The organism is Paucibacter sp. Y2R2-4 (assembly GCF_025717535.1).
Classification (GTDB): Bacteria; Pseudomonadota; Gammaproteobacteria; order Burkholderiales; family Burkholderiaceae_C; genus Paucibacter_A.
Window position 1 is genome coordinate 611,571 of sequence record NZ_JAJIRO010000002.1, and the last position, 13,939, is coordinate 625,509.

General features: G+C 58.0%; 8 protein-coding genes. All 8 read right to left on the bottom strand.

The window, feature by feature from the left end:
* Positions 1-5 precede the first annotated feature (5 nt).
* Positions 6-4,754 carry a glutamate synthase-related protein gene (locus LNV06_RS09645; protein WP_263538031.1) on the bottom strand — a complete coding sequence of 1,583 codons (4,749 nt, stop codon included), beginning with the start codon at positions 4,752-4,754 and terminating at the stop codon, positions 6-8.
* A 118-nt stretch (positions 4,755-4,872) separates the two neighbouring features.
* The gene (locus tag LNV06_RS09650; protein WP_263538032.1) at positions 4,873-5,604 is read right to left on the bottom strand and encodes a transposase; all 732 of its coding nucleotides are present in this window, start codon (positions 5,602-5,604) and stop codon (positions 4,873-4,875) included.
* Between the two features lie 71 nt (positions 5,605-5,675).
* Complete coding sequence (locus LNV06_RS09655) at positions 5,676-6,893, bottom strand: deoxyguanosinetriphosphate triphosphohydrolase (protein ID WP_411970093.1); 1,218 nt, start codon at positions 6,891-6,893, stop codon at positions 5,676-5,678.
* Entirely contained in the window at positions 6,838-7,971 is a 1,134-nt protein-coding gene (gene aroB / locus LNV06_RS09660) for a 3-dehydroquinate synthase (RefSeq protein ID WP_263538034.1), read from the bottom strand. Before aroB ends, LNV06_RS09655 begins: the two co-directional genes overlap by 56 nt.
* 107 nt (positions 7,972-8,078) lie before the next feature.
* Entirely contained in the window at positions 8,079-8,663 is a 585-nt protein-coding gene (locus LNV06_RS09665) for a shikimate kinase (protein WP_263538345.1), read from the bottom strand.
* A gap of 15 nt (positions 8,664-8,678) precedes the next feature.
* Positions 8,679-11,072: an Ig-like domain-containing protein gene (locus LNV06_RS09670; protein ID WP_263538035.1), complete on the bottom strand. Its 2,394-nt coding sequence runs from the start codon at positions 11,070-11,072 to the stop codon at positions 8,679-8,681.
* A gap of 124 nt (positions 11,073-11,196) precedes the next feature.
* Positions 11,197-13,422: a type IV pilus secretin PilQ gene (locus LNV06_RS09675; protein ID WP_411970104.1), complete on the bottom strand. Its 2,226-nt coding sequence runs from the start codon at positions 13,420-13,422 to the stop codon at positions 11,197-11,199.
* The gene (locus LNV06_RS09680) at positions 13,422-13,928 is read right to left on the bottom strand and encodes a pilus assembly protein PilP (protein ID WP_263538346.1); all 507 of its coding nucleotides are present in this window, start codon (positions 13,926-13,928) and stop codon (positions 13,422-13,424) included. The genes LNV06_RS09675 and LNV06_RS09680 overlap by 1 nt, the downstream gene beginning before the upstream one ends.
* Positions 13,929-13,939 lie beyond the last annotated feature (11 nt).

Here is a 13,939-nt window from a genome sequence, read left to right on the forward strand (position 1 = left end):
CTAAATCAGGCCTTCACCGGCTTTGCAGCCGGGGCCTTGGCGTGTTCGATGGTGGCGCTGGCCTCTTTGGCCGCATGGATCTCGCCCAGAGCGCGCCGGTACTCGTGCGGGAAGACCTTGACGAACTTGGCACGCGACTCGGCCCAGTGGTCCAGCAGATGGCGCGCGCGCGCGCTACCCGTCCAGCGGTGGTGGTCTTCCAGCATCTTCTTCAGAATGGCCTCGTCGGTCTGCGCCTCGGCGTCGCCCAGGTGATGCCAGATGGCGCGGTCCACGGTGGCCTCTTGCTCATGCGCGGGCAGCAGCTTGTCCAGCGCCACCATGCTGGTGTTGCAGCGCTTAGAGAACTGGCCATCTTCGTCATACACATAGGCGATACCGCCGCTCATGCCAGCGGCAAAGTTGCGGCCGGTCTTGCCCAGCACCACCACGGTGCCGCCGGTCATGTATTCGCAACCATGGTCACCCGTGCCTTCCACCACGGCGGAAGCGCCCGAAAGACGCACCGCAAATCGCTCACCCGCCACGCCGCGGAAGAAAGCCTCACCGCGGGTTGCGCCGTAAAGCACGGTGTTGCCGACGATGATGTTTTGCGTTGCATCGCCGCGGAAGTCGATGCTGGGTCGCACCACCACCCGGCCACCCGACAAGCCCTTGCCGGTGTAGTCATTCGCATCACCGATCAAATAAAAGGTAATGCCTTGGGCCAGGAAGGCGCCATAGCTTTGACCGCCGGTGCCTTCCATCTGGATGAAGACCGTGTGGTCAGGCAAGCCTTCGGGACGACGGCGGATCAACTCGCCGGACAGCATGGCGCCGACGGTGCGGCGCACATTCGTCACCTCCTGCATGAACTGCACCTTCTCACCCTTCTCAAAGGCGGGCAGGCACTTTTCGATCAACTTGACGTCCAAGGCGCGGTCTAGGCCATGGTCTTGCACATCGTTGTGGATGCGCGCCACATCGGCAGCCAGGGCCGGGCGATGGAAGACACGGCTGAAGTCCAGGCCGCGCGCCTTCCAGTGCGAGATGCCTTTGCGGGTGTCCAGCAAGTCGCTGCGGCCGATCAACTCGTCGAACTTGCGCATGCCCAGCTGGGCCATGATCTGGCGCGCTTCTTCGGCGATGAAGAAGAAGAAATTGACCACATGCTCGGGCTTGCCAGTGAACTTGGCGCGCAAGACGGGGTCTTGCGTGGCAACACCCACCGGGCAGGTGTTCAGATGGCATTTGCGCATCATGATGCAGCCCTCGGCCACCAGCGGCGCGGTGGCGAAACCGAACTCGTCGGCACCCAGCAGCGCACCAATGACCACATCACGGCCGGTCTTCATCTGACCATCGGCCTGCACACGGACGCGGCCACGCAGGCGGTTCAAAACCAGCGTCTGCTGAGTTTCGGCCAAGCCCAGCTCCCAAGGGGTGCCGGCATGCTTGATCGAAGACCAGGGCGAAGCGCCGGTACCCCCGTCATGGCCCGCGATCACCAGGTGATCGGCCTTGGCCTTGGCCACGCCGGCAGCGATGGTGCCCACGCCGACTTCCGACACCAGCTTGACCGACACATCGGCCCTGGGGTTGACGTTCTTCAAATCATGGATCAGCTGGGCCAAGTCCTCGATCGAATAGATGTCGTGGTGCGGCGGCGGCGAAATCAGGCCGACACCCGGCACTGAGTAACGCAACATGCCGATGTACTCAGACACCTTACCGCCGGGCAGCTGACCACCCTCACCCGGCTTGGCGCCCTGGGCCATCTTGATCTGGATTTGATCGGCGCTGACCAAGTACTCGGTGGTCACACCAAAGCGGCCCGAAGCGACCTGCTTGATCTTGGAGCGCAGCGAATCGCCTTCCTTCAACTCGTAGTCGACCGCAATGACCTTGCTGCCGATCACGTCTGAAACCTTAGTGCCGGCGACGATCTTGATGCCCTTGAGCTCGTTGCGATAACGCGCAGGGTCCTCGCCACCCTCGCCGGTATTGCTCTTGCCACCGATGCGATTCATGGCCACGGCCAGTGTGGCGTGTGCTTCGGTGGAGATGGAGCCCAGCGACATGGCGCCGGTGGCAAAGCGCTTGACGATCTCGGCAGCCGACTCCACCTCATCCAGCGGAATCGCCTTGCTCGGGTCGAACTTGAACTCGAACAGACCACGCAAGGTCATGTGACGCTTGCTTTGGTCGTTGATGATTTGGGCGTATTCCTTGTAGGTGTCGTACTTGCCGCTGCGCGCGCTGTGCTGCAGCTTGGCGATGGCGTCAGGCGTCCACATATGCTCTTCACCACGGGCCCGCCAGGCGTATTCACCGCCGGCGTCCAGCATGCTGTCCAGCACTGGGTCGTCGCCAAAGGCGGCGCGATGCAGGCGGATGGCCTCTTCAGCCACTTCAAACACGCCGATGCCGCCCACCTGAGTGGGTGTGCCGCGGAAGTACTTCTCGACGAAGTCGCTCTTCAGGCCGATGGCTTCGAAGATCTGCGCACCGCAGTAAGACATATAGGTCGAGATGCCCATCTTGGACATGATCTTGGACAGGCCCTTGCCGATGCCCTTGATGTAGTTGTAGGTGGCCTTCTCGGCCGACAACTCACCCGGCAAGCCGGCGGCGATTTCGGCCAGAGTTTCCAGCGCCAGATAGGGGTGAACTGCCTCGGCGCCGAAGCCGGCCAACACCGCGAAGTGGTGCACCTCGCGCGCGCTGCCGGTCTCGACGACCAAACCGGCCGTAGTGCGGCGACCTTCGCGCACCAGATGATGGTGAATGGCTGAAAGAGCCAGCAGCGCGGGGATGGCCACACGGCTGTCGCTCAAGCCACGGTCGGTGATGATGAGGATGTTGTGGCCGCTCTTGATCGCGTCTACCGATTCGGCGCACAGCGAGGCCAGTTGCGCTTCAACACCTTCATGCCCCCAGGCCAGCGGATAGGTGATGTCCAGCTCGTAGGGTTTGAACTTGCCGTGGGTGTGGGCTTCGATCTGGCGCAGGCGCGCCATGTCCTTGAAGTCCAACACCGGCTGCGACACTTCCAAGCGCATCGGCGGATTCACCGCGTTGATGTCCAGCAGATTGGGCTTGGGGCCGATGAAGCTGTTCAAAGACATCACGATGGCTTCGCGGATCGGGTCGATCGGCGGGTTGGTCACCTGCGCGAACAACTGCTTGAAGTAATTGAACAGCGGCTTGTCCTTGGAAGACAGCACGGCCAAGGGCGAATCATTGCCCATGGAACCCAGCGCTTCTTCACCGGTGGCGGCCATCGGGGCCATCAGGAACTTGATGTCTTCCTGGGTGAAGCCGAAGGCTTGTTGGCGATCCAACAGGCTGGCACTGAAGCTGAAGGGCTTGACCTCGACGCCCTCAATGTCATCGAGTTTGACGCGCACGTTCTCGATCCACTGGCGGTAAGGCCGGGCATTGGCGTACTGGTTCTTCAGCTCTTCGTCATCGATGATGCGGCCCTGTTCCAGATCGATCAGGAACATCTTGCCGGGCTGCAGACGCCACTTCTTGACGATCTTGTTCTCAGGCACCGGCAGCACACCGGACTCGGAGGCCAGGATGACCAAGTCATCGTCGGTGACGCAGTAGCGGGCTGGGCGCAGACCATTGCGGTCCAGCGCGGCACAGACCTGGCGGCCATCGGTAAAGACCATGGCGGCCGGGCCGTCCCAGGGCTCCATCATGGCGGCGTGGTACTCATAAAAGGCGCGGCGGCGCAGGTCCATGTGCTCATGCTGCTCCCAAGCTTCTGGGATCATCATCATGGCGGCATGGGCCAGCGGGTAGCCCGCCATGGTCAGCAGTTCGATGGCGTTATCAAAAGTGGCCGTGTCGGACTGATGCTCAAAGCTGATGGGATAAAGCTTGTTCAGGTCATCCCCCAACACCGGCGACTTCATCACCCCTTCACGGGCGCGCATCCAGTTGAAGTTGCCCTTGACCGTGTTGATTTCGCCGTTATGCGCCACCATGCGGTAGGGGTGAGCCAGCGGCCACTCAGGGAATGTGTTTGTCGAGAAGCGCTGGTGCACCAGGGCGATGGCGGAAACGACGCGCGGGTCAGCCAAGTCCTTGTAGTAGCTGCCCACCTGGTCGGCCAGCAGCAGGCCCTTGTAGATGATGGTGCGGCAGCTCATGCTGGGCACGTAGTACTCGCGGCTGTGAGTCAGCTTGAGCGCCTGAATCGCGCTGGAGGCCGTCTTGCGGATGACGTAGAGCTTTCGCTCCAAGGCATCCGGAACAATGATGTCGGGGCCGCGGCCGATGAAAATCTGGCGAATGATGGGCTCTTTGTCGCGCACGGTGGGCGACATCGGCATCTCGGCATCGACCGGCACATCGCGCCAGCCCAGCAAGACCTGACCCTCGGCCTTGATCGCGCGGGCCAGTTCTTGTTCGCAAGCCAGACGGGAGGCGTGTTCCTTGGGCAGAAAGATCATGCCAACGCCATACTCACCGGGCGGCGGCAGCTCCACACCCTGCAAAGCCATTTCAGCGCGGAACAGCTCGTCAGGGATCTGAATCAAGATGCCAGCGCCATCGCCCATCAGCTTGTCGGCACCCACCGCGCCCCGATGGTCCAGATTCTCAAGAATCTTCAGACCTTGCTGAACGATGGAATGCGCCCTCTGACCCTTGATATGGGCGACAAAGCCCAGACCGCAAGCGTCTTTTTCGTTCTGCGGACGGTAGAGGCCCTGGGCCGCCAGTTCGTCTTTCTCGGCTTGAAACTCTGCTGCACTGCTCATGGCACTCTCCGACGTAATTCAGTTACGGCCTAGAGGTTACTTCGGCAGTCCTTTTCCATCAAGCCCAATTAAATAGGGTCAGAGTCAATTAAAAACTGAAACATCTTGATCGAAGCAATTAAATGGGGTCAGAGTCAATTTTACTGATCGACTCAGGTGCAATTGGCACCAACTTGGGGCGACCTCGCGGTCTGGGCAACAAAGGCAGAGCCGTCTTTTCAGCCAGAGATTTCAGGAAGAGCGGCGACCCCAAGGGCCGCCCCTTCATCGCCGCATCATGAAACTGCGCCCTGTCGGCTTCAGCGACGCCCTGGTTCAGCAAGTCACGATAGTTGGCTTCGCGTTCGAACGGTGTATTGCCCATAGCCCAGAACATGGCATGGTCATGCACCAAGGGGTCGCTGCGTCGCCCAAGGTGATGAGCGCAGCTGGACCAAAGGTAGTCCGACGCATCAGGACACAGGCCGGCCCTGACAGGGTTGAGCTCGATATAGCGCATGCAGGCCATCAGGTGACGCTCGCTATCGATCAGCCCCGCACGAAAACGCCCTTCCCAAAGCGTGCCGCTGCGACCATGTTTGTGATTGAACCAAGCCACATAGCGCCGCCCAAGTGCTTGCATCATTTGGCTGATGCCTTGGTCAGAAACCGGGGTAGCCAGCAAATGCACATGGTTGTCCATCAGCACATAGGCATGGATGTCGACCTTGAAAGTGGCTGCGCATTCCCGCAGTTGCGCCAGATATTGCTGGCGGTCAACGTCACTCAGAACGATGGCCTGACGGTTATTGCCGCGCTGAATGACGTGGTGTGCTTGCCCGGCAAGCACGAGGCGAGGAAGTCTGGCCATGACACTTCGCCCCAGATTGGGGCGCAAAAATTGAACCTGACCCCATCTTAAAAGTGGAATGACTTGTTAACCTAGAACAACGCGAGCCCGGTCAGTCTTTGGTGCTCGCGGATGGCGAAGCGGTCGGTCATGCCGGCGATGTAGTCGGCGCACGCCCGGTGCAAGCCTTCGTCGGAAGAAGCCTCGCGATATTCCGGCGGCAATTGGGTGCTGTCTTCTGCATAGATACGAAACAGGTCGCGCAACACTTGCTCGGCCCTGAGCCGCGTCGCCTGGACTTGCGGGTGCCGGTAAAGGTGAGCAAATAAAAACCGTTTCAGCTCGGTGCTGGCGGCGCGCATGGCAGGGCTGAAAACTACCAGCACTGCTGAACCACGTACATCCTCAACACTCGAAACAGCCGAAGCCTGCAGGGCAGCTCGTGTGGCGTCGATGATGTCGTAGACCTGAGCAGAAAGCATGCGCCTGATCGTTTCCGCCAGCAAGCGCTTGCCTTGCAGGCCCGGATAGGCCACCAAGGCTTCTTTCAGATAGCCCTGCACCAACGGCACCGTCTCCAACTGCGCCAAGTCGAGCAAGCCAGAGCGAACGCCATCGTCAATGTCATGGGCGTTGTAAGCCACTTCGTCGGCCAGGTTGCAGAGCTGCGCTTCCAAGCTAGGTTGATGCCCAAGCAAAAAGCGTTCGCCCACGCCGCCTGGCTCGATCTGCTCCAAATGCAAGGCATTGCGACGCGCGCAGTGCTTAAGAATACCTTCCCGAGTTTCGAAGCAAAGATTCAGGCCATCGAAAGCGGGGTAGCGTTGCTCCAACTTGTCGACCACTCGCAAGGACTGCAGGTTGTGTTCGAAGCCGCCGTGCGCCTTCATGCATTCGTCCAGCACGTCTTGCCCCGCATGCCCGAACGGTGTGTGGCCCAAGTCATGCGCTAATGCCACAGCCTCTATCAAGTCCTCATCCAAGCCCAGACTGCGGCCGATGGAGCGCCCCAACTGAGCCACCTCCAGGGAATGCGTCAAACGGGTTCGAAACAGATCGCCCTCATGATTCAGGAAGACCTGGGTTTTGTAGACCAAGCGCCGGAAGGCGGTGCTGTGGATGATGCGATCGCGATCGCGCTGAAACTCACTACGCGTTGGCGCTGAAGGCTCAAACACCCGGCGCCCGCGGCTTCTCTCGGGGTCACAGGCGTAGGGAGCAAGCATCATCAGAGGGTAGTCCCGATTCAGCGCATCAAGGAACGCAGTGGCTGGCCAAGACCTGGGCAACCAACTCGTCTGGCGCTGCATGCATGCCCGCCTGCCCAAGCGACTCGATCAAGACAAAACGTATCGCGCCACCCTCGGCCTTCTTGTCGACTCGCATCAGCTCTAGATATCGCTCAGCCCCGAGCTGAGGCCCCTGCACCGGCAGGCCGGTACGCTCTATCAAGCGGCGCATACGCGGCAAAAACTCGGCAGGCATCAATCCCAGTCGAACCGACAGGTCACTGGCCATCACCATGCCACAGCCCACCGCCTCGCCATGCAGCCACTCACCGTAGCCAAGCCCGGTCTCGATCGCGTGGCCAAAGGTGTGCCCGAAGTTGAGAATCGCACGCAACCCTTGCTCTCGCTCGTCTTGCCCTACCACCCAAGCTTTGATCTCACAGCAGCGCCTCACCGCGTAAGCGAGAGCCGCTTTGTCTCGAGACAGCAATGCATCAAGATTGGCTTCGATCCATGCTAGGAAGGCCGCATCTGCAATCGGGCCGTACTTGATCACCTCGGCCAAGCCCGCCGAAAGCTCACGCTGGGGCAAGGTATCCAAAGTATCCAGATCCGCTATTACACGCGCCGGCTGGTAGAAGGCGCCCAGCATGTTCTTGCCCAGCGGATGGTTAATGGCAGTCTTGCCGCCCACTGATGAATCCACTTGCGCCAACAAAGTGGTGGGCACCTGCACAAAGGGCACGCCCCGCATATAAATGGCGGCAGCGAAGCCCGTCATATCGCCAATGACCCCTCCGCCCAAGGCGAACAAAACAGTCTTGCGGTCAGAGGCGCTGGCCAGCAAATGATCAAAGACCAGATTCAGAGAATCCCAATCCTTGTACTGCTCGCCATCCGGCAACTGCACCACATCCACCCGAGCATAGTGCGCCAAGAGTTGGGCTCTGAGGCGCTCCTGGTAGAGCGGAGCCACGGTCTCATTGCTGACGATCAATGCCGCAGGCGCCTTGGGCAAACCTTGCCAGGAAGATGAAGCCTCCAGCAGCGCGGAGCCAATCAGGATGTCGTAAGCCCGCTGACCTTCATCAAGTGAGATCGGCACCGTTTGAGTTGAATTCAAGCTCGAGTTGGGGGAAGTCTGTGGCGCTGTGTTCATAAGCCCAAGTGTACGGGGGCTATTGAACACCTACTCCCGACAAACACACCGAAACAAATCAAGCAGGCTGTTAGGAGATGCAGCCAAATCGATATTGAATCGCGGAGTCACTCCACTTGAGGCTCTAACTTCGGCTCGGCTCCAACGGTCGCGGCTACCCGACTGGGGTCAACAATTCCCGCCAACTCCAGTTGCATCAGCGCCATATTGACCAAGCCATGCACCGAGGGTCGCCCCGTTTCAAGCACGAAATGGGCGCAACGTCGATAAAGCGGGTTGCGCTGCAAATACAGCTCGCGCAACTTGCCCAAGGGGTCGCGAACCTGCAGCAATGGCCTTTGAGTGTCATGGCGCAAACGCCGAAACAGCTCCTCGGGCGTCGAGCGCAGATACAGCACAGTGGAGCGCCGATGCAAGAGCTCGCGATTCGCCTCCCTCAGCACAATGCCACCGCCCGTGGCCAACACCAACTCACCCTCCCGGGCAAGAACCTCGGCCAAGACTTCAGACTCCAAATCACGAAACGCGGCCTCGCCACTTCGATCAAAAAAAGTCTTGATCGACTCGCCGAGCCGCGTCTCGATTTCGGTGTCGGTATCGACAAAGCGCATGCCCAATTGCCGCGCCATCTGCCGTCCGACGGTGGACTTACCACCGCCGGGCATGCCGACAAGAGAGATGACCTTCTTCAGCTCAGACACACGTACTCAATTGGGATTACTGCAATTGGTACTCTGACCGTAGGGGCTAATTCTGAATGGAGGATCCGCCTCATTCTTGATGATTTCAATAGGAACGATAGAAAGACGAGGTGTTCCTTTCAGCGTTCCCAAATTGTCGCCATCTGTAGCCAAACGGCCAGTCCAGGCAGGCGGACTCAAAACCCCCGTAGCACTTACCCGAACAGAAAACTCCGTCCAACTGCCCATACTCTGAGGATATTCAACTCGGAGCACTGCCACCCCGTTCGCATCAGTTTTCGTCGAACCGACCATGCTGATGGAAATATCAGACTTACGAGGATCCAACTGGCCGTTGCCATTCAAATCCTCACCAGTCTCAATGGTTCCATTTCTAAAACCGATTCCAGCGGAACTATCTTCATTCAGGCAAATTGCCTGCTCAAACTTCACCCACTTTTTGGCTACATTGTCGTAAAGATAGTAGCCCTTACGATAAGTGGGCATATCAACCAATGGTGACAACTGCACACCAGCTTTAGGATTGCCTGCCGAGTCAACCACCAGAACCACAAACTCCTGCATATAGGTATTCTTACTGGCACCGGTCAAAACCAACTCATTCGTACCAATCGAAATGGAAACCGGCTGCTCAGTCACGGTCAGAGACACCACCAACTTTCGACTGGCAGGACACGTCGCAATTGTTTCCACCGTGTCATCTTTTGAATAGCAAGCATAGACCTTGACTTGGTCAGTTGGGCTCGATCGTTGGCCAGCAATAAAGCTAGACACCGCATTGCCACTTGCATCAGAAGTGATGACTTTGTCTTTGCCAGAGCTGATATCGCCATCAGTACCACCAATATTGTCACCAAACCCCAAGCGAACGCGGACATTCGGGATGGGCTCACTCTTGTCCGAACGGAAAAGCAGCCTCAACTCTGCACGATTTTCAGTTCCACCCAATGCATTGACGGGAACGGACAAAGGCGCCGCTGTAAAAGTAGCAGAAGCAATATTGGTTGCTGCGGGAACGACGGCAATGGCACCATCCACCTGGATGGTACTCACCACCGAAGTGCCCCCCGCTTCAGCACGAATATCGACAGCACCCAAACCTGTCGCCGTGTACGTCAAACGGAACTTGCCTTGCAAATCAGACTTCAATGCCTGGCTCGCAGCTGGCGAAGGCGGATACACCACCGCATCCACTTCCGGCATCGGATTTGAATTCACGTCCGTCAGTGTGTAGTCAACCACCCCCACCTCGCCAGACTTCAGGGTCGCCGGCTGTGGTGTGGCTTGAAGCTTCGCCCCTGTTACTTTAAAGGATTTACTCTGTTTCAACGAATCGCTGGTGGAGGTAACAGTTATCGTCCGGTTGGCGCGATCAGCGCCAATCAATACGGAAGCTTTAGCTTGCCCATTTCCATCAGTGACCAAATTCCCCGGAACCAGCACAGCGTTCTGGTCAACCGAAAAGGTTACCTTAATCCCGGCCAGAGCATTGTTCGAACTATCCTTAGCGGTCGCCAATACATTAACAGTATCACTTCCAGAGTTCCCTACGGTACTCTTGTCTAACGCCAGAGTAAGTACGCTAGCTTTAGGAATTACGGCAACGGACTCAATTACGTTAAAAGACACTTCGCGAGACACTGTTCCACTAATGACTTTTATGGAAACTGGCCGGGAGCTCCTATTCGAACCCAAGCTAATATCTGCAACTAAATCTCCAGAAATAGCGTCAGTAGAAGTTTTCCCAGAAGCATTCACAACAGCGCCATCACTGGAGATATCCAAGACTTGAAAAACAATCGGAGAGCCCCCAATCGAATTTCGATTTGCATCCAGAGAGGTTACTGTCAGTTTGACTGTTTCACTGGCATTATTTGGAATGCTGGTCTTATCTAGAACCAAACGCAGATCGGCGACTTTGCTTCCGTTCACACTGTCAACCACGTCAAAAGTCGCTGTCTTTTTGATTTGGCCACTGTTGACGGTGAGCTTGACCGTCCGACTGGTCTTGTCCAGAAGCTGAACGACCGCTGTAATCTTGCCGGCCTCTTTTGAGGTGACCTTTGCGGAGGGAGTCACAACTGCGCCCGCATCCACTTCGACCGTGACGGGAACCTCAACGCCAGTCAAAGCAGCATTACCTGTAGTCAAAGCGGTGATGGTAAAGGTCACGCTCTCAAGTCCCGAATTGGGAACGGAAGCTTTGTCACTCACCACGGCCAAATCTACCAAGGCAGCCGGTGTCGTCGTTCCGTTATTCGGGTCCTGAAAAATCGGCTTGCCCGCATCTCCACCGCCACCGCCGCCACAGGCGATCAAAGTGGCTGAAACCAATACAGCAAACACGGCTCGCGCGAAGCGCCGTCCGAATCTATCGATGTAATTACTACTGCTGCTCATTTCTGCTAACTCCTGCATTGCCGGCGCTCGAGGACGCGGGCGCTCCCATGTGTCAGTGGATTTTGCTTCCTAGGCACTAAGTGCCATGCCAGAAAAAGGGGGTCGCAAGTGGGCTTGCTTAAGGTCAACGAACCGTGGCTCGGTCATTCACGACCTTAGGGGTCAAGAAAATCAGCAACTCTGTCTTGATCGACGTGCGGGATTTGTTCTTGAACAGATTTCCCAAATAAGGCACGTCTCCGAGCAACGGGACCTTGGAAACGTCTTCACGCTCGTCCTGAGTAAAGATGCCGCCGATGACCACAGTGCCGCCGTTCTCAACCAAAACCTGGGTCTGCACATGCTTGGTGTTGATGGCAAAACCCTGAGGGGTCAGCGTGCCGCGACTGTCTTTATTGACGTCCACGTTCAAAATCACATTGCCCTCGGGCGTGATCTGAGGCGTGACTTCAAGCTTCAAATTGGCTTTGCGGAACTGAATCGAAGTCGCGCCGCTGGCCGTGGCCACTTGATAAGGCAGTTCTTCACCTTGCTCAATCAGGGCCTTCACTTGGTCTGCAGTGATGACCCGTGGGCTGGAGACGATCTTGCCCTTGCCATCCGACTCAAGCGCAGACAACTCCAAATTCAAGAAACGGTTGGCCGTGGCACTGAACAGCGACAAAGCGAAATTGGCCGCGTTAGCACCGCCGAAACTGTCGGAGGACACATTGGCTGGCAAATTGATGAACTGGGTGTTTGAAAAATCGTTCACCGGGTATTGCAAGGTGCTGTAGCCCACGCCGTTGTACTTACCACCCGCCACCACGTAGTTGCCGCCACCCACCGGGTAGCCGGGAATGCCGCCCTGCTGTCCGCGCAGATCATTGGCACCCAACTTAACACCCAAGGCACGGCCGAACTTGTCATCGGCCTCAACGATGCGGGCCTCGATCAAGACCTGGCGGACCGGGATGTCGATCTTGGCGATCATGGCCTGCACTTCCTCCAGCTTGGACGGAATATCGGTCACGAACAGCTGGTTGGTGCGGGTCTCAAAAATCACGCTGCCGCGTGGCGACAAGATGCGCGAGGGGTTCTGTGCCCCGCCGCTCGAACCGCCGGCGCTACCGCCGGAATTCTGGCCGCTGAGGCCTTTGGCTACTTCTTCAGCCTTGGTGTAATTAAGCTGAATCGACTGAGTGCGTACCGGCTCCAGCTGCGCAATCTGAGCCTTGGACTCCAAATCCAGTTTCTCTTTCGCGGCCAGTTCGTCCTTGGGTGCAATCCACAGCACATTGCCGGACTTGCGTAGACCCAAGCCCTTGGCTTGCATGATGATGTCCAAAGCCTGATCCCAGGGCACATCCTTCAGGCGCAGCGTCACGTTGCCGGTGACGGTGTCACTGGTGACCACGTTGAAATTGGTGAAGTCGGCAATCACCTGCAGCAAAGCGCGCACTTCAATGTTCTGGAAGTTCAGCGACAGCTTGTCACCCGCGTAGCCTGGGCCGGCCACCAATTTATTGGGATCCAACTTTTGCTGGCGCACTTCCAGCACGAACTGGTTATCACTTTGGTAGGCGCTGTGCTCCCAGGCGCCCTTGGGCTCTATCATCATGCGAACCCGATCACCCACCTGAGTCGTCGAGATGGATTGCACCGGGCTACCAAAGTCAGACACATCAAGCTTGCGGCGCAGGCTCGCAGGCACGCTGGAGCGCAAGAACTCCACCACCAAGTTTTGGCCTTGCTGCTGAATATCGACGCCGACTTGATTGCTGGGCAGGCTGACCACAATGCGGCCGGCGCTGTCCTGGCCGCGACGGAAGTCAATGTCGCGGATTGATTGCAACTCGGCATTCAAACTCGGCGCAAAGTGGACCGGCTCATTGGCACCTTGAGGTGCAGTTGCGACCGCCGAGGGGGTTGCGCCCGGCGCGGTCTCCAACACCAACAACAAGGCATTGTCTTGAATCTCGGCCTTGAAGCCCGAAGGCTGGCGCAGATTCAAGACCACGCGGGTCCGCTCGCCCGCTTGAGCCACATTGGCGGAACGCAGATTGCCTTGATTGATTTCCACCAAGGAGCGGCCAATGCCGTTCACCACACCGGGCAGGTCAATCGCAATGCGCGGCGGCGACTGCACGGTGAAGCCCTTGGGCAACTCAGTCAAAGGTTGCGACATCTCAATCCGCACCACTTCGACGCCGGCTTGCTGCACGCTATTGATCGAACGGATAGCGGTTTGAGCAATGGCCGAACCGGCGGCAAACAAGCCCAGCGATAGAACCAAGCTCAAACCCGCTGCGCGCCAAAACTGGCCCCTGCCGAATTGGCCCATGCCTGAAGTCTCCTGCAATTGTTTCATCATCGTCCCTGCTCCTGAAGCTGGAGGGTACTGGTGCGTTCAATCCATTCGCCCGCCGCGTCTTGCACGACTTCCCGCAGGGTGATGTCTGTTTCTGTGATCTTCATCACGCGTCCAAAATTCAAACCCAGATGGTCGCCAGACTTGACCTGATAAAGCAAGTTATCGGCTCGCAGCAAGGCATAGCGTTGATCCGAGCGGGTGATGCTGCCGACCATGGCCATGCTGTCCAGGGGGTAGGCTTCAAGCGGCTCGCGCCGGCGATTCATCTCGGCACTCAACAATGAGTTGGGTTGCGCCGCCTCTTGTTTGACCGCAACGCTGAGCTTTTGGGTGCTGTAGGGATCCACGCCCGCAGCAGCTTCATAGGGCTGCGGCAAGAACTTCTTTGGCGGCACCAGCGGCGTGATGGTGGCGCGCGCTTCGCGGCGCTGCTGCTCCATCCATTGGCTGAGCTCATTGGTTTCGTCGGCACAGGCCGCCAGCAGGGTGGCAGCTAGCAGCATGACGCCTACAT